Source organism: Tardiphaga sp. 841_E9_N1_2, assembly GCF_051811065.1.
Taxonomy (GTDB): Bacteria; Pseudomonadota; Alphaproteobacteria; order Rhizobiales; family Xanthobacteraceae; genus Tardiphaga; species Tardiphaga robiniae.
This window is the reverse complement of the sequence record NZ_JBPWQC010000001.1, coordinates 337,124-356,750: the sequence shown is the minus strand read 5'-3', so window position 1 is coordinate 356,750 and position 19,627 is coordinate 337,124. Positions and strand designations below refer to the sequence as shown.

Genomic DNA, 19,627 nt, shown 5'->3' with positions numbered 1-19,627 from the left:
TGAAGTTTTTCTGATATCTTGCGATCAGACGCCCGCACGGCGCGTTTTCTGGTAATTGCTGGCCCCGGACGGTTTCGGGAAACCGCGGAGGCACGGTGTACCGTTTTGCTGGCTTTGAATTTGATCGGCTGCGCGCCGAGCTGCGCGGGCCAGACGGCAAAGCCATCAAGCTTCGGCCGAAAACCTTCGATATGCTGGCGCTGTTCGCAGCCAACGCCGGCCGCATCATCAGCAAACAGGAGCTGATGGAGGCGGTCTGGCCGAACGTCCATGTCGGCGAAGACAGCCTGTTTCAGTGCATCCGGGAGCTTCGTACCGCGCTGGGCGACGATCAGCGGCAGATGATCAAGCTCGTGTCCGGCCGCGGCTATATGTTCGATGTCGAGATGTTGGCCGAACCGGCCGCCGTGGAGACGCCAGCCGCGTTGCCGCTGGCCGCCTTGAGCGGGGAGCCTGCCCGCGCCGTGGCCGCCGCTGAACCCGTCGAACGGCGGCGGTTGTTCGGCTTGCACGGACCCGCGGCGCTCGCCGCAATGGCGGGGCTCGGCGCGATCGTTGGACTGGCCGTTGCCGCCCCGATCTTCGGTCCGGATGTCATCTTCGGGCGAGCGCCGCCGACCATCGCCGTGATGCCGATCGCCGGTGTGGGCAGCGACAGTCAGGTCGCCGAGACGGCAGCGAACGTGACCACGCGTCTCGTCGATGGCCTGGCGAAGATCTACAATATTCGCGTGATGACGCAAACCGCGCCGCAGCCGGCATCGCCACTTGCGACACAACCGGACTTCGTCGTGAATGGCGAACTGGCGAAAGGCGAGCGGTCGTGGGAGCTGCGTGCGCGCATGACTAGGACGGCGACCGGCGAAGTGGTGTGGACTGTGCCGGTGGCCGTCAGCTTCAAGGATTCAGACCTGGAAGAGCCAGACCTCGGGATGCAACGGTCCCGGCTGGCGGCGGGACTTGGACATCCGCTCGCGCTTCGCATCAACGCGCTTCTTGAGCCGGGTGCACGAAGCGCTGCAACCGTCGGCCGTTCGCCCGGCAATGCCAGGGTTGCGATCGAGCAGGCCATCGCCTCAATCAACCAGACCACACGCGAGCGTTTCGCCACGGCGCAGGCGATGCTGGAAAAAGCGCTCGCCGAAGAGCCCAACAATGCCGACCTGCAAGTCGCGCTCGCGGCGCTGCAAATGCGCGGCATCCAGATGGTCTGGTACGGCCCGGACGACGCCGCCGCAGCGGAGAAAAATGCCAAGGCCATGCTGGAGCGCGCGGTGCGGACCAGACCCAGTTCTATTCCGGTGCTCGAAGCCTATTGCCGCTTTCTCAACGCGACCAATGAATTTGTCGAAAGCCTGGTGGTTTGCGCCAGAACATTGGCGTTCGATCCCTGGAACGGAATGGCGTTGTACCACATAGGCCTCGGGCAACTTCCGCTTGGCCGGTTCGAGGACGCGCTGGCAACGTTCAAGCAAGCCAACCGGTTTGATACGCCGCCGGTGTCGCGCTGGACCTGGCTGCTTGGCGCGGGAGTGAGCTACCTGATGATGGGCCGCGACGAAGAAGCATTGCCCTGGCTGCAACGGTCCATCGCCATCACACCGGCCTCCGGGCGTCCGCTTGTGCTGCTGGCCGCGGCCTACCAGCGGTTGGGCCGCACGGACGAAGCACAGGCGGCTTTGACGCAAGGCTTGAAGCTGCGGCCCGGTTCGACAGTGAGCAACATCGGGATCCCGACCAAGAATGTCAGCGCCGCATATATGGAAGCGCGCGGCCGGATCGAACAGGCGCTGATCGCGGCCGGATTGCCGGCGCACTGAGATCGCCCAGCCACGCTCGGTAATATTTGACCATTGATTTGCCTTCAATTGTCGGCAAAACCCGTCGCAGATCTGCTATATTCCGCAGACCGCCTCAAACAACGTTGCCACAATGCCAGTATCCCGCCGCGTCCCCGCTTTTGTTTGTCTTGTGCTGTTGTCCTGCAGCCTTGGCGGTTGTGGCTCGATCAGTTCATTCATGGCCGGCGGCATGGCCGACCTGATCCCGGCATGGGCTGGCGGCCTGCCAGCAGACGCGCCTCCGCGTCCTGGCTCTCCCGAATACGAGGCCTATGCGAAGCGGCACGAGCAGCAGCAATCCGGCGCCATGACGGGGCCTGACCCCGCCACATCGCCCTCTGCAGAGGCCGTTCGCTGATCGCGCTATCGTCCGACGCCGCGACGGCGTCGCTCAGTTCATGAAAACAACGGTCTTCATGCCGTTGAGGATCACGCGATCCTCGAGGTGATAGCGCATGGCGCGCGCCAGCACGCGGCGCTCGATGTCGCGGCCCTTGGCCACGAGTTCTTCCGGCGTGTCGCGATGGCTGATGCGCTCGACGTCCTGATCGATGATCGGACCTTCGTCGAGATCGCTGGTCACGTAATGCGCGGTAGCGCCGATCAGCTTGACGCCGCGCGCGTGCGCCTGGTGATAGGGCCGTGCGCCCTTGAAGCCCGGCAGGAACGAGTGGTGGATGTTGATGCACTTGCCGGACAGTTTCGCCGACATCTCGTCGGACAGGATCTGCATGTAACGCGCCAGCACCACGAGCTCGGTCTCGGTCGTGCCGACCAGATCCCAGATCGCCTGCTCCTGCTCGCGCTTGGTCTCCTTGGTGATCGGCATGTGGTGGAACGGGATGTCGCCGAAATCGAGATCCTTGAAGGCTTCGCGCGGATGGTTCGAGACGATCGCGGTCGGGATCATGTCGAGATCGCCGGTGCGCCAGCGATACAGGATATCGACGAGGCAGTGATCGGACTTCGACACCAGCAGCATGACGCGGCGACGCGTCGCCCGGTCCCGCATCTGCCAGTCCATCTTGAAGCGCTCTGCAATGGCCCCGAAGCCGGTCTGCAGCGCCGCCAGACCGACATTCACGTCGGCGGCGTTGAACACCACGCGCATGAAGAAGTGCCCGGTTTCGACATCGTTGAACTGCTGGGCATCGAGAATATTCTGGCCATTATGGGCCAGGAAGGTCGATACAGCGGACACGATGCCGGGGCGATCTGGACAGGACAGGGTCAGGACGAATTGATGGGACATGGGACGGGCTGATCTGCTTCAAGTGAACCGGAAATCGAGGCCCTGCTCTATCATCCGCGGCGGCCTTGCGCCAATCCAATTGCGCGCTGCAATATGGACGTCATTGCCAGCGAATTAACGTGCGAAAACAGGCAGAAAATAGAGATGGCTGACAAGCTCAACGGTTATCGCATCCTGATCCTGGAGACCCGCGAGGAAGCGCAATTCTCCCGGCTGCTGACCGAACAGGGCGCCAATGTGCTGCAATGTCCGATGTTCACCATCGAGGACGCGCCGGATTCCGCCCCGGTCGAGGCCTGGATCGGCCGATTCATTGCTAACCCGTTCGACGACCTCGTTTTAATGACCGGCGAAGGGCTTCGCCGGATGATGAAAATCGTGCGTCAACGCGGCATCGAAAAAGAGTTCGTCGCCGCAGTCGGCAAATCCCGCAAATTCGCCCGCGGACCGAAGCCCGGGCGCGCCTTGCGCGAGATCGGCCTCGAGGCTGACATCACCACCGAGAAGCCGACCTCCGAAGGCGTCGCCGAAATGCTGTCGCGGCTCGATCTCAAAGGCCATCGCCTCGGCCTGCAGCTCTATCCCGAGAAGGACCACAGCGTTCTGATATCAGCGATCACCGCCTGCGGCGTCGAGGTCGATACGGTGCTGCCTTACGTCTACGACTCCAAGGCTGCTGAAACGAACATCCTCTCGGCCATCGACGAAATGGAAGCCGGCCGCGTCGATGCCATCGCGCTGACGAGTTCAGGTCAGGTGCGTCGCCTCGTCGATGCTGCAAAGGCGCATGACCGCGAGGATCAATTGCGCAGTGCACTTGCAAAGACACCGATCGCGTCGGTCGGCCCTGTCGTGTCAGACGAATTGAAATCATACGGCCTCGAAGCCGACATCACTCCGGCCAATGATGCGTTCTTCATGAAGCCGCTGATCTCGGCGATGTCGATCGCGCTCGACAAGGCTGCAGCGCGCGCCGAATGACTTGACGCCCGCATACATCTCGACATGATGCCCCGACACATAAAAAAAATGATCGGGCGGAAATGCCAAACTTGCCACTATCGGATTTGCGTGTCGCGGAAATTGGATCCGGCGACACGCTGGATTACTGCGGCAAACTGTTTTCGGATTTCGGCGCCGAGGTCATCAAGATCGAACCGCCGGGCGGCGATCCTGCGCGGCACTATCCGCCGCTCGTCGATGCCGGCGATGGCCGCCGCGAGAGCGGATATTTCGCCTGGCTGAATACCAACAAGCGCAGCGTCATCGCCGATCTCGACAAGTCCGACGATGTCGCGCGTGTCCGCGCGTTGCTTGCGACATGCGATCTGCTGATCGATGCACGCGCGCCTTCGGAGATTCCCAACTCACTCCTGACGCATGATGATCTGCGCAAGGAGCAACCCGGCCTCGCGATCACCGCGATCTCGTGGTTCGGCGAACACGGCCTCTACAGCAATTATCAGACGACGGACTCCGTCTGTCGCAGTCTCGCGGGCAGCGTGAAGCTGGTCGGTGCGCAGGAAGGCCCGCCGGTGCTGCCCCGCGACGGCCAGATCGCCGTCATGGCCGGCCTCACCGCGTTCATTCCGACACTGGCCGGCATGTATGGTCGCAACACCGGCGCGCGGCGCTTTGCCGTCAGCGCGCATGAGGCGATGCTGCAGATCAGCGAATTCGACACAGGACTCGCACTGGAAGTCGGCTTCACGCGGCCACGCATGGCCATCAACCGGTTCGGCCGCGGCTATCCCGTCGGCAATTTCCCAACCAAGGACGGCTGGCTCGGCATCACCGTCGTGACGCCGGCGCAATGGGCTGCGTTCTGCGTGATGCTCGGCCTTCCCGAACTGGAGACGGAGCCGCAGTTCAACGACGGTCTCGCGCGCACCAATAATTCGAAGGCGCTGTTTGATATCTTCCAGCCCATCCTGATGCACAAGAGCGCCAACGAATGGTTCGAGATGGGCATCGAGCTGCGTCTTCCGCTCGCTGTCGTGCCGGACATGGAGACGCTGCTGAAGCAGCAATACTACCGCGATCGCGGCGCCTTCGCGAAAGTCGAGATCGGCAGCGCATCATTCGATGCGCCGGTGCTGCCGCAAACACTTACGGGCTCGCGCCCCAAACCGAATGGCCGCGCGCCATTTGCCGGCGATGACACAATCGACGCCCTGCTTGCGCATCGGCGCGTGGCCACGCGGCAGGCAACACCTGACGATCCGCAGCCGCTGAAAGGGCTGCGCATTATCGATCTCACCATGGGCTGGGCTGGTCCATCGGCCACGCGGCAGATGGGAGATCTCGGCGCCGACGTCATCAAGGTCGAGTCCTGCCAGTATCCCGACTGGTTTCGTGGCACCGATCCACGCGGCCCGTATTTTCCCGAACGCACCTACGAGAAAATCTACTGGTTTCAGCAGATGAACCGCAACAAGCGCGGCATCACACTGGATCTCACCAATCCCCGCGGCAAGGAGCTGCTGAAGCAATTGCTCGCCGGCGCCGATGCGGTGATCGACAACTATGCCGCCGACGTGCTGCCACGCATGGGCCTCGATGCCGCAGCCATGCACAAGATCAATCCGCGTCTCGTGGTGGTGACGATGCCCGCCTTCGGCATGACCGGTCCATGGAGCGGCGTGCGCGCCTATGGCTCGACGCTGGAGCAAGCTTCCGGCCTGCCGTCAGTGACCGGGCGTGAGGGCGATCCGCCGACCATGCTGCATGCCGCGCTTGGTGATCCCTTCGGCGGCGTCAGTGCTGCGGCGGCATTGATGCTCGGCTTCATGCATCAGAAGAATACCGGCCTCGGCCAACACATCGATCTCAGTGCCACGGAAGCCCTGCTGCCTCTTGTCGCACCCTCGGTCATCGAGCAATCAGCCACCGGCAAATCCGGCCCGCGCATCGGCAACCGGCATCCGCGCTTCGTGCCGAACGGTTGCTTTCCCTGTCTCGGCGAAGATCAGTGGATCACCATTGCCGTGCGCAGTGACGACGAATGGCGAGCTCTGTGCAAGGTCATGCATCGCAACGACCTGGCTGAAGATGCTGCACTTGCCACCACCGAGGGCCGCCGCGCCGAGGAGGACCGTATCGAGGTCGCGGTCCGGCATTGGACGACGACGGTGCGACCGGATCTGGCCATGGTGACGCTGCAGGACGCCGGCGTGCCCGCGGGTACCGCGCGACTGCCGCTGGATCTGGCTGGCGATCCGCACCTGCTCGCAGTCGGACATTGGCAGCCCGTGACCAAGGTATTTATGGGCCCGCATCTACTGCCCTCCGTTGCCTATCGCGAAGGCAGTGCAAAACTGCCCTACCCGATCACCCGGCTGGCGCCGACGCTCGGCCAGCACAATGAGGAAGTCCTGCGCGATATCCTGGGCCTCAGCGCAGCGGACATCGACGAATTGCGCGCCGCGGAAATCATTGGCGACGCTGCGATATCCAAGAAAGCGAAGGCCGCGCCTACGACCAAGTGAGGCAGCAAGTGAGGCTTGCAGCTTCTGCGGCCATGGCTCACACTCCCGGCATAAGGCCAGCGACGGATGGATCAAAAGATTCGGCGCCGCGACAACGGCCAGCACAAATGCTTCCAGGGAGAAACACCATGCGCAAACTAGCCCTCATTGCGTCCATTGCGCTGCCGATGCTCGGCGGCACGGCGATGGCGCAGGAGACCGTGAAGATCGGTTATATCGATCCACTGTCCGGCGGCGGCGCCAGCGTCGGCGAAGTCGGCCTCAAGACCTTCCAGTTTCTCGCCGATGAGTTGAACGCCAAGGGCGGCATTCTCGGCAAGAAGGTCGAGATCGTCCCACTCGACAACAAGACCAATCCGCAAGAGAGCCTGATCCAGGCGCAGAAGGCGATCGATGGCGGCATTCGCTACATCACCCAGGGCAACGGCTCGTCGGTCGCCGGTGCGCTGTCGGATTTCGTCACCAAGTTCAACGACCGCAATCCTGGCAAGGAAGTCCTGTACTTCAACTATGCGGCGGTCGATCCGGTTCTGACCAACGAGAAATGCAGCTTCTGGCATTTCCGCTGGGATGCCAATTCAGACATCAAGATGGAAGCGCTCACCAACTACATCAAGACCGTGCCTGCGGTGAAGAACGTCTACCTGATCAATCAGGACTACTCGTTCGGTCAGTCGGTGCGCAGCCAGGCGCGCGCCATGCTCGGCGCCAAGCGGCCCGACGTGAAGATCGTCGGCGACGAACTGCATCCGCTGCTGAAGATCACCGACTTCGCGCCCTACATTGCGAAGATCAAGGCCTCCGGCGCCGATAGCGTCATCACCGGCAACTGGGGTCAGGATTTTGCCCTCTTGCTGAAGGCTGCGGCTGACGCAGGCCTGAAGGTGAGCTGGTTCACTTATTACGCCGGCGGCACCGGTGGCCCGACCGCCATCAAGCAGGCCGGCCTGAACCATCAGGTGTTCCAGATCGCCGAAGGCATCCCGAATCTCGGCCACGCCTCGGCCGACGTGTTCGAAAAGGCACTGCGCGCCAAGTATGACTTCAGCCTGTTCTATCCGCGCGCCGTGAACGAGATGCGCATGTTCGCCGCAGCCGCCGAGAAAGCGAAGTCGCTCGATCCGGTGAAGGTGGCCGCAGCCCTCGAAGGCATGGAGTTCGAGGTGTTCGACGGTGGCAAGGGCAATATGCGCAAGGACGACCATCAGTTCTTCCAGCCAATGTACATCGCCTCGTTCGGCGAGCGCACCGACAAGGAGCCGTTCGACGAGGAAAAGACCGGCTGGGGCTGGAAGCTGGCCGCCAAGATCGACACGCCGCAGACGGTGCTGCCCACCACGTGCAAGATGGAACGGCCGTAAGCCCTGCCTTCTCCCCGCCTGCGGGGAGAAGGTGGACCGAACTTGTAGAGCAAGTTCGGGACGGATGAGGGGGACTCTCAGTTTCACTCACTGCCTCCCCCTCACCCGGATTGCTGCGCAATCCGACCTCTCCCCGCAAGCGGGGAGAGGTTAAGACGCCGCCGCACTCCGGCACACTCCTCACCCGAGAGGCAGATACTTCGTGCTTGAACTGATCGTCATTTCCACGCTCAACGGCGTCCTCTACGGCATGCTGCTGTTCCTGATGGCCTCGGGCCTGACGGTGATCTTCAGCATGCTTGGCGTGCTGAACTTCGCCCATGCCAGTTTCTATATGCTCGGCGCATTCTTCGGCTTCCAGATCAGCCGCTGGTTCGGCTTCTGGCCGGCGCTGATCCTTGCGCCACTGCTGGCCGGCGCGCTCGGCGCCGCCGTCGAACGCTACGGCCTGCGTCACGTTCACAAGAACGGCCACGTCGCCGAGCTGCTGTTCACCTTCGGGCTTGCTTTCGCCATCGAGGAGATCGTGCAGATCATCTGGGGCAAGAGCCCGGTCGATTTCCGCGTACCGCCGCTGCTCGACTTCCCGGCTTTCACGCTGTTCTCCACCAACTACCCGGCCTTCAAGATCTTCATGCTGGTCGTCTCCATCGTGATCTTCGTCGGATTGCTGGTGGTGCTGAAGCGCACGCGCATCGGCCTGATCGTGCAGGCTGCGCTGACCCATCCGCATATGGTCGGCCATCTCGGACACAATGTCGGACGCATCTTCATGCTGGTGTTCGGCGTCGGCACCGCGCTCGCCGCCGTCGCCGGCGTGATCGCAGGCCCGGCGCTGGTGACGCAATCCAACATGGCCGGTTTGCTGGGCCCGATCCTGTTCGTCGTCGTGGTCGTTGGTGGCCTCGGCTCGCTGCCTGGTGCCTTCATCGCATCATTGCTGATCGGCCTCGTGCAGACTTTTGCTGTGTCGATGAACGGCTCGCTGGCCGGCGCCTTCGGCCCGCTCAGCCCCGACTATGCCGCCACCTGGCTGTCCGATATCTGGAACGTCACCGTCGCCCAGATCGCACCGATCATGCCCTATCTGCTGCTGGTGCTGATCCTGATCTTCCGCCCGATGGGCCTGCTGGGAACACGCGACACATGAGCGACGCCACCGCCAAAATTCCGGCAACCATCGCGCCGCCCCGTCCCGCCGCCTCCGACCGGCTGAAATTCTACGGCATCTGGATCGCCGCCGCGTTGGCGCTGCTGGTGCTGCCGAAACTGTTTTCATCGGGCGGATCGCTGACCACCTTCAGCCTGATCGGCATCTCGATCATCTTCTCGCTGTCCTACAACATCCTGCTCGGCCAGACCGGCATGCTGTCGTTCGGCCATGCGGTCTATTATGGCCTCGGCGGCTTTTTGGCGATCCACGCCATCAACATCATCGCCAGGAACAAGTTCGCGATCCCGCTGCCGCTGGTGCCGCTGGTCGGCGGCGCAGCTGGCCTCGTCTTCGCCATGCTGCTCGGCTGGGTGTCGACGCGGCGCTCCGGTACGGCCTTTGCGATGATCTCGCTCGGTGTCGCAGAACTGGTCGCATCCTCGGCACTGATCCTGCGCACCTTCTTCGGCGGCGAAGCCGGCGTCTCCGCCAATCGCACCAAGGTGCTGCGCCTGTTCGACTGGAGCTTCGGCCCACAGATCCAGATCTATTATCTGGTCGCGGCCTGGACGTTGATCGCCGTCATCGCGATGTATGCCCTCACCCGCACGCCGCTGGGCCGCATGTGCAACGCCGTGCGCGACAATCCCGAGCGTGTGCAGTTCGTCGGCTACGATCCGCACATCATCCGCTATATCGCCTTCTGCTTCTCCGGTCTGTTCGCCGGCATAGCGGGCGCGCTAGCCGCGATCAATTTCGAGATCGCCAATTCGGCCTATCTCGGCGCCGTACAATCCGGTACCGTGTTGTTCGCCACCTATATCGGCGGCGTCGGCTTCTTCATCGGTCCAATCGTCGGCGCGATCTTCGTCACGCTGCTGTCGCTCGGCCTCTCCGATCTCACGCAGGTCTGGCAGCTCTATTTCGGCCTGATCTTCATCGCCGTGGTGATGTTCGCGCCCGGCGGCATCACCGGCCTTCTGATGATGCACCGACCGCTGCTGAAAGGCGGCACGCTCAGCCGTGTGCTACCGAGCTATCTCGTCGCCTTCATACCGACGCTGGCGATGATCACCGGCCTGATGCTGGCGATCGAGACCACTGTCCACTTCACCGTCAATCCCGGCGAGGATTCACACATCAAAGCCTTCGGGATTCCATTCGATGCAGCGAACCCTGCGATCTGGGCCGTTGCCGCCGTGCTGCTGATCGGCGGCTTCGTGATTGCGCGCAAGACATGGGCGCGCGTCGCCAGCAGTTGGGACGACGCCCTGACCGCCGCGCGCGAGAAGGGAGTGGCCGCATGAGCACCGCCATTGAATTACGCGGCGTCGAGAAGACCTTCGGCATCACCTCCGTGATCCGCAACGTCAACCTCACGGTGGCCCAAGGCGAACGTCACGCGCTGATCGGCCCCAACGGCGCCGGCAAGTCGACGCTGTTCAATCTGATATCAGGCTATATGAAGCCATCAGTCGGCAGCATCCTGCTGCGCGATCAGGTGATCTCCGGCCTGCCGCCGTTCCAGATCAACCGCCGCGGGCTATCGCGCAGCTTTCAGGTCACCAACGTCTTTGCCAAGATGAGCGTGTGGGAGAACCTGCGCTGCGCCGTACTCTGGGCCACCGGCCATCGTTATGCGTTCTGGAAGAATGTCGACAACCTGCCCGAGGTGCGCGACCGCACCGCGCAGATCCTGCAGGATATCAACCTCGTATCGCGCCGCGACGTGCCCGCGGGTCTTTTGACCTATGCCGAACAGCGCGCGCTCGAAATCGGCATCACCATTGCCGGCGGCGCCGATGTCATCCTGCTGGACGAGCCCACGGCCGGCATGAGTCACGCCGAGACCGAGCGTGCCGTGGCGCTGATCCGGCGGCTGACCGAGGGCCGCACGCTGCTGATCGTCGAGCACGACATGAGCGTGGTGTTTGGCCTCGCCGACCGCATCTCGGTTCTGGTCTACGGCCAGATCATAGCCTCGGGCACGCCGGAGGAAATCCGCGGCAATCCGAAGGTCAAGGAAGCCTATCTCGGCGAGGAAGTGGCGTGATGCTCCAAGTTCAGGACCTGCACGCCTATTATGGCAAGAGCCACATTCTGCAGGGCGTCGATCTACATATCGATGCCGGCGAAGTGGTCTCGCTGCTCGGCCGCAACGGCGTCGGGCGCTCCACCACCGTGAAGGCCATCATGGGCGAAGTGCCACCGCACGGCACGATCACCTTCAAGGGCGCCAATATCGCCGGCCTGCCGAGCTTCAGGATCGCGCATCTCGGCCTCGGTTATGTGCCGGAACATCGCGATATCTTTCCGGGTCTCACGGTGCGGCAGAACCTGATGCTGGGCATCAAGGATCCGCGTCATCCCGGCAAGTGGAAGCTCGATGACATGCTGGGCATGTTTCCGAACCTCGCCGCGCGCGCCGATACCGCAGCCGGCGTGCTGTCCGGCGGCGAGAAGCAGATGCTGACGATCTGCCGGACGCTGATGGGCGATCCTGAACTGGTGATGATCGACGAGCCCACCGAGGGCCTCGCGCCGATCATCGTCCAGCAGGTCGGCGATCTCATCGCCGAGATCGCACGGCGCGGCGTCGCGATCCTGCTGGTCGAGCAGAAGCTGTCGATCGCGCTCCGCATCTCGCACCGGGTCTATGTGATGGGCCACGGCAAGATCGTGTTCGAAGGCACACCGGCTGAGCTCAAGGCCAATGACGCCGTGCGCAGGGAATGGCTGGAAGTGTAAGCGCCGACTTCCTTACCTCGCCCCGCTTGCGGGGAGAGGTCGGAGCCGAGCGTCAGCGAGGCTTCGGGTGAGGGGGAGCCAGTGTTTCACTCGCTGGCTCCCCCTCACCCGTCGCGGACTTCGTCCACGCCACCCTCTCCCCGCAAGCGGGGCGAGGGAAGCCCTAATCGCCGTAACTACCTAGCTTCTCCAGATCGACCACTGTCACGCCGCCATATTCGAGCCGCAGCAGACCCTCCTTCTCCAGGGTCTGCAGGCATTGGTTGGCCTTTTGGCGCGAAATGCCGGTGATCGCGCCGAGCTCTTCCTGGGTGATATCCAGATGCCTGGCCGCGTCGCGATAGAGGATCGGGTTGAACAGCGAGGCAATGCAGCGCGCGAGCCGCCCGGTAGAATCGAGCCTGCGGCCATATTCAGTCAGTGCGATGAACTGACCGAGCCGTTCGTTCAACAGCGAAACCAGGAAGCGGTTAAAGCCGACACTGTTCTCGAACAGCCACATAAATGCCGGGCGCTCCATGAATGCGAGCTTGGAGTCGCGTAGCGGGACAATGTCATAACGTCGCGGCTCATTCTTCAGCACGCTGCCCTCGCCAAACCATGCGCCCGCCGTGAGGCCGGTGATGCTGACTTCCTTGCCGCTGCGCGAGATGGTGCCGATCTTCGCCAGACCACTCACCACGCCGGTCCAGTATTCGAACTGGTCGCCGCGCATGCAGACGAATTCATTCGCCTTGAACGACTTCTCGACGATGCCCGCGCGCGCGACCTCGATCTCCTTCTCGTTCAGGTCCCGCGCCCAGGCCGCGATGCGCTTGAGATGATCTGCAGCAATCATAGGGTCCGCTTCACTTCGAATGTTGCAGCGCAAAAGAACACTCGCGCGACAAATTGGCAGGCAGATTGTCCGCCGCGAGACATTTCAGGATACCGATTTGACGTAGGGAAGACCACCGCGAAAGGTCATTAGTAGAATGGCTTAGCGTAACCGGGCGATATAGGCTCGGGACCATCCGAGGAACGTGGATAAAGAGCGCGACAAGCGCCGTATCTGGGAGGATTTGAGTGGCGGTTGCTCTGGACGTGCGCGGGGTGTCACTGCGCTTTGGTGGCGTTCGCGCGCTCACCGATGTGAGCTTCGCTGTCAATGACGGCGAGCTGTTCTCGATCATCGGGCCAAACGGCGCCGGCAAGACCTCCATCGTCAACTGCATCTCCGGTCGCTATCGCCCAACCGAAGGCCAGCTGTTCTATCACGGCAAGGATATCACCGGGCTCAATCCCAACGCCCGTCCCGGCCTCGGCATCGGCCGCACCTTTCAGAACCTCGCGCTGTTTCATCATATGAGCGTGCTCGACAACATCATGGTCGGGCGCCATCACCTCCTGAAGAACAACTTCCTCACCGGCTCGCTATACTGGCTGACCGGCGCGCGCAAGGAAGAGCTCGAGCATCGCCGCAAGGTCGAGGAGATCATCGACTTCCTCGATCTGCAGAGCGTGCGCAAGGCGACCGCCGGCACCCTTCCCTATGGTCTCCGCAAACGCGTCGAACTCGCCCGCGCGATGGCGCTGGAGCCCAACCTCATCCTCCTCGACGAGCCGATGGCCGGCATGAACTTCGAGGAGAAGGAGGACATGGCGCGTTATATCGTCGATCTCAACGAAGAATACGGGATGACGGTGATGATGATCGAACACGACATGGGCGTCGTGATGGATATTTCCCATCGCGTGATGGTGCTGGATTTCGGCCGCAAGATCGCCGAGGGCGATCCGGCTGCCGTGCTCGCCGATCCGCATGTCAAGCGCGCCTATCTCGGTGAAGAAGACGAAGCCCTCGTCGATCCCGACCACGCGCCTATCGCTGCGGAGAGTGCCGCATGATGGACTATGCCGGACGCGTCAAACAGGCAGATACCTATCCGAAGCTGCTGCGCCTCAACGCCAAAGAACATGGCCAAGAGATTGCGCTGCGCGAGAAGGATTTCGGCCTGTGGCGTGAATTCACCTGGAACGATTACCATGCCCGGGTGAAGGATTTCACGCTCGGTATGGTCGAGCTTGGCATAGCCCGCGGCGATGTCATCGGCATTATTGGCGATAACCGGCCGGACTGGGTCGCTGCCGAGATCGCCGCGCATGCCATCGGCGGGATGAGCCTCGGTCTCTATCGCGACGTGCTCGACGAGGAAGCCGCCTATCTCCTGAACTATGGCGAGGCGAAGATCGTATTCGCCGAAGACGAAGAGCAGGTCGACAAGCTGCTGACCCTCTCTGACCGTGTGCCCGCGCTGAAGCACATCGTCTATAGCGACCCGCGCGGCATGCGGAAATACGACGACCCGCGCCTGCTAGAGGCCGACAGGCTCGCCCAGATGGGCCGCGACCGTGCGGCGCGCGAGCCGGGCCTCTACGATCAACTGGTCGATGCGACGCAGGGCGAGGATGTCGCGATCCTCTGCACCACGTCAGGCACGACATCGAACCCGAAGCTCGCGATGCTCGCCGCAGGCCGCGTGCTCGGCCACTGCGCGGTGTATCTGTCGTTCGATCCGAAGGGACCGGACGACGAATATGTTTCGGTACTGCCGCTGCCCTGGATCATGGAGCAGGTCTACGCACTCGGCAAAGGTCTCCTGAGCCGGATGAAGGTCAACTTCGTCGAGCAGGCCGACACCATGATGAACGATTTTCGCGAGATCGCGCCGACCTTCGTGCTGTTCGCGCCGCGGGTCTGGGAAGGCATCGCAGCGGACGTGCGCGCACGGGTGATGGATTCATCGCCGCTGAAGCAGAGCCTGTATGAACTCGGCATGAAATCCGGGCTATCCGCACTCGCGCAAGGAAAGCGCTCGGCCGTCGCCGATACGCTGCTGTTCCGTGCCCTGCGTGATCGTCTCGGCTTCACACGGCTGCGCTCGGCCGCCACCGGCGGCGCCGCGCTGGGCCCGGACACATTCAAATTCTTCCGCGCTATGGGCGTGCCGCTGCGCACGCTCTATGGCCAGACCGAGACGCTCGGCGCCTTCACACTGCATCCGCCGGATGCCGTCGATCCCGACACCACCGGCATCGCGATGGGCAGCGGCATCGAGATCGAAGTCCGCGATCCCGATGTGCAGGGCGTCGGCGAGATCGTGGTCAGGCACCCCAACATGTTCCTCGGCTATTACAAATCGCCCGAGGCCTCCGCTGCCGACCTGCGCGATGGCTGGATGCATTCCGGCGATGCCGGCTACTTCAACGGCAACAAGCAACTCGTCGTCATCGACCGCATCAAGGATCTGGCGCAGACCGCGCGCGGTGAACGCTTCTCCCCGCAATATATCGAGAACAAGCTGAAATTCTCCCCCTACATCGCCGAGACCGTGGTGCTGGGCGATAACCGCGACGCGCTTGCGGCGATGATCTGCATCCGCTTCTCGATCATCTCGAAATGGGCCGAGAAGAACCGCATCTCGTTCACGACCTATACGGACCTGTCGTCGCGCCCGGAGGTCTATGAGATGATCCGCAAGGAAGTCGAGACGGTCAATGCCACGCTGCCGCCCGCGCAGCGGATCGCCAAGTTCCTGCTGCTGTACAAGGAGCTCGACGCCGACGACGGCGAGCTGACCCGCACCCGAAAAGTCCGCCGCAGCGTCATCAACGAGAAATACGCCGATATCATCGACGGCATCTATGGCGGCGCGCGGGATATCCCCGTCGACACCACCATCCGCTTCCAGGACGGCACGTCGCAGCGCATCCGCACGCGATTGGTTGTGGTGGACATGGCGCGGGATAGCGCGCGCATGGAGGCGGCGGAATGAAGAACCTGAGCTTTACCGATAGCCCCCCTCACTCGGCACGCGCGCTAACGCGCGCCTGCCGACCTCTCCCCGCAAGCGGGGGGAGGTTAAGAAACTGCGGCGTCTCGGTTCTAGCTAACCTCTCCCCGCTTGCGGGGAGAGGTCGGATCGCTCTTGCGATCCGGGTGAGGGGGAGCTTCCGCAAGCGCCGTCGCAATGACTTCGAGAACACCCTCGATACTGTCCAAGACATCATGGTTCCAGAATCTGAGCACCCGGTAATGATGCTCGACCAGCCACTGGTCACGGGCAACATCGCGCACATTGTCAGCGTGTTGCCCACCATCCACCTCCACGATCAGGCACCGCTCCCGGCAGATCAGATCGACGATGTAGTTGCCGATCGGCTCTTGTCGCACAAACTTGTGCCCGTCCAAGGAACGTGCGCGAAGGCGATACCAAAGCGCATTCTCGGCATCGGTCGAACCTCGCCGCAGCCTTCTGGCACGTGTGGTTCTGACCGCATTGGCCTTGCGCATGTGGAAGCTCCCCTCACCCGGCGCTGCGCGCCGACCTCTCCCCGCAAGCGGGGAGAGGTTAGCACTCCGGCCATCGCATGAACACGCAGTTCCTCCTCCAGCTTCTCGTCAATGGCCTCGTGGTCGGCACGCTCTATGGCGTGGTCGCGATGTCGTTCGTGCTGATCTACAAAGCCACCCAGGTCGTAAACTTCGCGCAGGGCGAATTGCTGCTGATCGGGGCTTGGGTGTGCTGGACGTTGCTGACCAAATACCAGGTGCCGTTCTGGCTGGGCATGCCGATGACGCTGGTGTTCATGTTCGCCTTCGGCATCCTGATCCAGGTCGTGATCCTGCGGCCGCTGGTCGGCGAGCCGGTCATCTCGGTGATCATGGTGACCATCGCGCTGTCCGCCGTATTCCAGGCGGCACTGAAATGGATCTATGGCGTCAACCCGCAGCCATTCCCGCGTGTCTTCACCAGCCAGTCGGTGACGATCGGTAGCCTACAGATCCAGACCGTCTATGTGATGAGCCTGGTAGTATCGGTCGCGATGATGATCGGCATGGCTTGGTTCTTCAAGGTGTCGAAATGGGGTCTGGCGATGCGCGCCACCGCGTTCAACCAGCAGGTGGCGCAATCGCTGGGCATTTCCGTCAAAACCGTATTCGCGATGGCCTGGGCGATCTCGGCCATGGTCTCCGCGGTCGCCGGCGTCGTCGTAGCCGTCGTCAACGGCGTGTCATCCGGCTTGTCGATCTACGGCATCAAGGTGTTTCCGGCGGTCATCCTCGGCGGTCTCGACAGTATCGGCGGCGCGGTGGTCGGCGGCATCATCATCGGGCTGCTGGAGAACTTCGCGCAATTCATCGACAGCGAATATCTGCACTGGGGCAATCTCTATGAGGTCGCGCCGTTCTACGTGCTCATCATCATCCTGATGATCAAGCCTTACGGCCTGTTCGGCACCAAAGACATCGAGCGGGTGTAAGCATCATGGCCAGTCCCTCCCTCATCCCGGCCGGCGACTTCCGCACCAGCTATGCGGTCGACACCACCATCTTTCCGACCACCACCAGCCGCAACGCGGCGATCCTCGGCGTGGTGCTGATCTGCTTCGCGCCGCAACTGCTCAGCGAATACTGGCTCAGCCAGCTGATCATGATCGGCATCTACGGCATCGCGGCGCTCGGGCTCAATATCCTGGTCGGCTTTACCGGCCAGATCTCCATCGGCCACGCCGCGTTCTTCCTGTTCGGCGCTTTCACCTCGGCCTATATCTCCAACAACTATCCGATCCCGGTGTTTTTCTCGATTCCCATCGCCGGCGTGGTAACGGCCATCGTGGGACTCATTTTCGGCCTGCCGGCGGCGCGGTTGAAGGGGCTGTACCTCGTTATCGCCACGCTGGCAGCGCAATACATTCTGCTCGACTTCTTCTCCCGCGCCGACTGGTTCAGCGGCGGCTCGGTGCCGGCGACGGCCAAAGCGTTCTCGATCTTCGACCATACGCTGCGCGGCGACCGGCAGTATTTCTATGTGGTGCTGGCCTATGTGGTAGCGAGCTATCTGCTGGTTACCAACCTGATGCGCTCGCGCGACGGCCGCGCGCTGGTGGCTGTGCGTGATCACTATCTTTCGGCCGAGATCATGGGCATCAATCTCACCAAATATCGCACGTTGTCCTTCGGCCTCGCGGCGTTCTTCGCCGGCATCGCCGGCGCGCTGTACGCGCATAACCAGCTCGTGGTCTCCAACGAGGGTTTCGGCATCGAGCGCTCGATCCTGTTCCTGGCAATGGTCATCATCGGCGGTACCGGCTCGATCATGGGCACGCTGATGGGCACGGCCTTCGTGGTGCTGGTGCCGGAAGCGATGGAATGGATCAGCATGGAGCTGAAGGGCGGCGTCATCGACAAGGCGCTGGCGCTCAACAACAACCTGACCTTTCTGCGCGAGATCGCCATCGGCCTCATCATCATCGCCTTCCTGGTGTTCGAACCCGACGGGCTCGCGCATCGCTGGCGGCAGATCAAGACCTACTGGAAACTCTACCCGTTCTCGCATTGAGAACGGGACGGACTGGACGAAACGACAAAATATAAAATCCAACGGGAGAATGCTCATGACGATGAAAACATTTCTAACGTCCGCATCCATTGCCCTTCTCATCGCGGGCGCATCCGCAAGTGCGCAGGCGCAGATCGCCGTCGGCCATCTTGCCGATTATTCCGGCGGCACGTCTGACGTCGGCACGCCCTATGGCCAGGGCGTGGTCGACACGTATGCGTGGATCAACAAGAACGGCGGCATCGGCGGCAAGCAGGTCAATCTCGATAGCAACGACTATGGCTATCAGGTGCCGCGCGCCATAGCGCTGTACAAGAAGTGGTCGGGCGCCGACAAGGTCGCGGCGATCATGGGCTGGGGCACGGCAGATACCGAAGCGCTCACCGGCTTCCTGGCGCAGGACAAGATCCCGGATATCTCGGGCTCCTATTCGGCCGCGCTGACCGACCCGACCGGCGCCGGCGGCAAGGCGAAGCCTGCGCCGTATAACTTCTTCTACGGCCCGTCCTATTCGGACGCGCTGCGCGCCGAACTGACCTGGGCAGCGGAGGACTGGAAGTCCAAGGGCAAGTCGGGCAAGCCGAAATATGTCCATATGGGCGCCAATCATCCCTACCCCAACGCGCCGAAGGCCGCGGGTGAAGCGCTTGCTGCCGAACTCGGCTTTGACGTCCTGCCGCCATTGGTCTTCGCACTCGCGCCCGGTGACTACAGCGCACAGTGCCTCAGCCTGAAGAGCGCCGGCGCGAACTATGCTTATCTCGGCAACACCGCAGCTTCGAATATCTCCGTGATGAAGGCCTGCAAGGCAGCCGGCGTCGACGTACAGTTCATGAGCAATGTGTGGGGCATGGACGAGAACGCGGCAAAGGCCGCAGGCGATGCTGCCGATGGCGTGATCTTCCCGCTGCGCACGGCGGTGAGCTGGGGCGGCAACGCGCCGGGCATGAAGACGGTGCAGGAGATTTCCAAGATCTCCGATCCTTCGGGCAAGATCTATCGCCCGGTGCACTACATCGCGGCGGTCTGCACTTCGCTCTACATGAAGGAAGCGCTGGACTGGGCCGCGAAGAACGGCGGCGCCACCGGCGAGAACGTCGCCAAGGGCTTCTATCAGAAGAAGGATTGGGTGCCGGCCGGCATGGAAGGCGTCTGCAATCCCTCGACCTGGACCGACAAGGATCACCGCCCGACCACCAAGGTCGATCTGTATCGCTCGAAGGTGTCCGGCGCGACCGATGGCGATCTCAACGACCTGATGGCCAAGGGCACGATCAAGCTCGAGAAGGTGAAGACCGTGGAACTGCCGCGCAAGCCGGAATGGCACGGGTGGTAGTTTGAACTAAGACGCCGATGTTCCCCTCCCCCTTGCGGGGAGGGGTCAGGGGTGGGGGGTGCCAC

The 19,627-nt window shown here is 62.4% G+C and carries 17 protein-coding genes; 14 read left to right on the top strand and 3 right to left on the bottom strand.

Annotated features, from left to right (window positions below; all coding sequences use genetic code 11):
- The first annotated feature begins 95 nt into the window (after nucleotides 1-95).
- Together AB8A50_RS01615 and AB8A50_RS01610 are read left to right on the top strand one after the other, a co-directional pair.
- Nucleotides 96-1,820 (top strand): winged helix-turn-helix domain-containing protein, encoded by a 1,725-nt coding sequence (locus tag AB8A50_RS01615; protein WP_439076533.1) that lies wholly within the window; start codon nucleotides 96-98, stop codon nucleotides 1,818-1,820.
- A 199-nt stretch (nucleotides 1,821-2,019) separates the two neighbouring features.
- Nucleotides 2,020-2,199: a hypothetical protein gene (locus tag AB8A50_RS01610; protein WP_092147566.1), complete on the top strand. Its 180-nt coding sequence runs from the start codon at nucleotides 2,020-2,022 to the stop codon at nucleotides 2,197-2,199.
- A 33-nt stretch (nucleotides 2,200-2,232) separates the two neighbouring features.
- Here AB8A50_RS01610 and purU read toward each other — a convergent pair whose 3' ends face one another.
- The gene (purU, locus tag AB8A50_RS01605) at nucleotides 2,233-3,093 is read right to left on the bottom strand and encodes a formyltetrahydrofolate deformylase (protein ID WP_089268114.1); all 861 of its coding nucleotides are present in this window, start codon (nucleotides 3,091-3,093) and stop codon (nucleotides 2,233-2,235) included.
- Between the two features lie 144 nt (nucleotides 3,094-3,237).
- Here purU and AB8A50_RS01600 point away from each other — a divergent pair, with 144 nt between their 5' ends.
- The 7 genes from AB8A50_RS01600 (at nucleotide 3,238) to AB8A50_RS01570 (ending at nucleotide 11,843) form a co-directional block, all read left to right on the top strand.
- Entirely contained in the window at nucleotides 3,238-4,074 is an 837-nt protein-coding gene (locus tag AB8A50_RS01600) for a uroporphyrinogen-III synthase (protein WP_439076532.1), read from the top strand.
- Nucleotides 4,075-4,136: 62 nt separating this feature from the next.
- Nucleotides 4,137-6,581 carry a CoA transferase gene (locus AB8A50_RS01595; protein ID WP_439076531.1) on the top strand — a complete coding sequence of 815 codons (2,445 nt, stop codon included), beginning with the start codon at nucleotides 4,137-4,139 and terminating at the stop codon, nucleotides 6,579-6,581.
- A gap of 128 nt (nucleotides 6,582-6,709) precedes the next feature.
- Nucleotides 6,710-7,942 (top strand): branched-chain amino acid ABC transporter substrate-binding protein, encoded by a 1,233-nt coding sequence (locus AB8A50_RS01590; protein WP_089268117.1) that lies wholly within the window; start codon nucleotides 6,710-6,712, stop codon nucleotides 7,940-7,942.
- Nucleotides 7,943-8,144: 202 nt separating this feature from the next.
- Nucleotides 8,145-9,092: a branched-chain amino acid ABC transporter permease gene (locus AB8A50_RS01585; protein WP_439068154.1), complete on the top strand. Its 948-nt coding sequence runs from the start codon at nucleotides 8,145-8,147 to the stop codon at nucleotides 9,090-9,092.
- Nucleotides 9,089-10,402, top strand: coding sequence for a branched-chain amino acid ABC transporter permease (locus tag AB8A50_RS01580; RefSeq protein WP_439076530.1), 1,314 nt, complete (start codon nucleotides 9,089-9,091; stop codon nucleotides 10,400-10,402). The genes AB8A50_RS01585 and AB8A50_RS01580 overlap by 4 nt, the downstream gene beginning before the upstream one ends.
- Entirely contained in the window at nucleotides 10,399-11,148 is a 750-nt protein-coding gene (locus AB8A50_RS01575) for an ABC transporter ATP-binding protein (RefSeq protein ID WP_231077459.1), read from the top strand. The genes AB8A50_RS01580 and AB8A50_RS01575 overlap by 4 nt, the downstream gene beginning before the upstream one ends.
- On the top strand, nucleotides 11,148-11,843 hold the full coding sequence (locus AB8A50_RS01570) for an ABC transporter ATP-binding protein (RefSeq protein WP_439076529.1): 696 nt from the start codon (nucleotides 11,148-11,150) through the stop codon (nucleotides 11,841-11,843). Before AB8A50_RS01575 ends, AB8A50_RS01570 begins: the two co-directional genes overlap by 1 nt.
- Before the next feature lie 163 nt (nucleotides 11,844-12,006).
- Here the strand turns inward: AB8A50_RS01570 and AB8A50_RS01565 are convergent, their stop codons facing one another.
- Nucleotides 12,007-12,681 carry a Crp/Fnr family transcriptional regulator gene (locus tag AB8A50_RS01565; protein WP_320447647.1) on the bottom strand — a complete coding sequence of 225 codons (675 nt, stop codon included), beginning with the start codon at nucleotides 12,679-12,681 and terminating at the stop codon, nucleotides 12,007-12,009.
- Nucleotides 12,682-12,908: 227 nt separating this feature from the next.
- Here AB8A50_RS01565 and AB8A50_RS01560 point away from each other — a divergent pair, with 227 nt between their 5' ends.
- Nucleotides 12,909-13,730, top strand: coding sequence for an ABC transporter ATP-binding protein (locus AB8A50_RS01560; protein ID WP_093760123.1), 822 nt, complete (start codon nucleotides 12,909-12,911; stop codon nucleotides 13,728-13,730).
- The gene (locus AB8A50_RS01555) at nucleotides 13,727-15,658 is read left to right on the top strand and encodes a long-chain fatty acid--CoA ligase (RefSeq protein ID WP_439076528.1); all 1,932 of its coding nucleotides are present in this window, start codon (nucleotides 13,727-13,729) and stop codon (nucleotides 15,656-15,658) included. The genes AB8A50_RS01560 and AB8A50_RS01555 overlap by 4 nt, the downstream gene beginning before the upstream one ends.
- A gap of 110 nt (nucleotides 15,659-15,768) precedes the next feature.
- On the opposite strand, the gene AB8A50_RS01550 is transcribed toward AB8A50_RS01555, so the two are convergent.
- Nucleotides 15,769-16,176: an endonuclease domain-containing protein gene (locus tag AB8A50_RS01550; protein ID WP_439076527.1), complete on the bottom strand. Its 408-nt coding sequence runs from the start codon at nucleotides 16,174-16,176 to the stop codon at nucleotides 15,769-15,771.
- A gap of 77 nt (nucleotides 16,177-16,253) precedes the next feature.
- On the opposite strand from AB8A50_RS01550, the gene AB8A50_RS01545 reads away from it, so the two are divergent.
- From AB8A50_RS01545 to AB8A50_RS01535, 3 genes are read left to right on the top strand one after another with little or no spacing between them, the layout of a single operon-like run.
- A complete protein-coding gene (locus AB8A50_RS01545; protein ID WP_089268124.1) occupies nucleotides 16,254-17,147 on the top strand; it encodes a branched-chain amino acid ABC transporter permease in 894 nt (297 codons plus the stop codon).
- A gap of 5 nt (nucleotides 17,148-17,152) precedes the next feature.
- Nucleotides 17,153-18,226 carry a branched-chain amino acid ABC transporter permease gene (locus tag AB8A50_RS01540; protein ID WP_231077463.1) on the top strand — a complete coding sequence of 358 codons (1,074 nt, stop codon included), beginning with the start codon at nucleotides 17,153-17,155 and terminating at the stop codon, nucleotides 18,224-18,226.
- A gap of 55 nt (nucleotides 18,227-18,281) precedes the next feature.
- On the top strand, nucleotides 18,282-19,562 hold the full coding sequence (locus tag AB8A50_RS01535; RefSeq protein WP_231077464.1) for an ABC transporter substrate-binding protein: 1,281 nt from the start codon (nucleotides 18,282-18,284) through the stop codon (nucleotides 19,560-19,562).
- Nucleotides 19,563-19,627 lie beyond the last annotated feature (65 nt).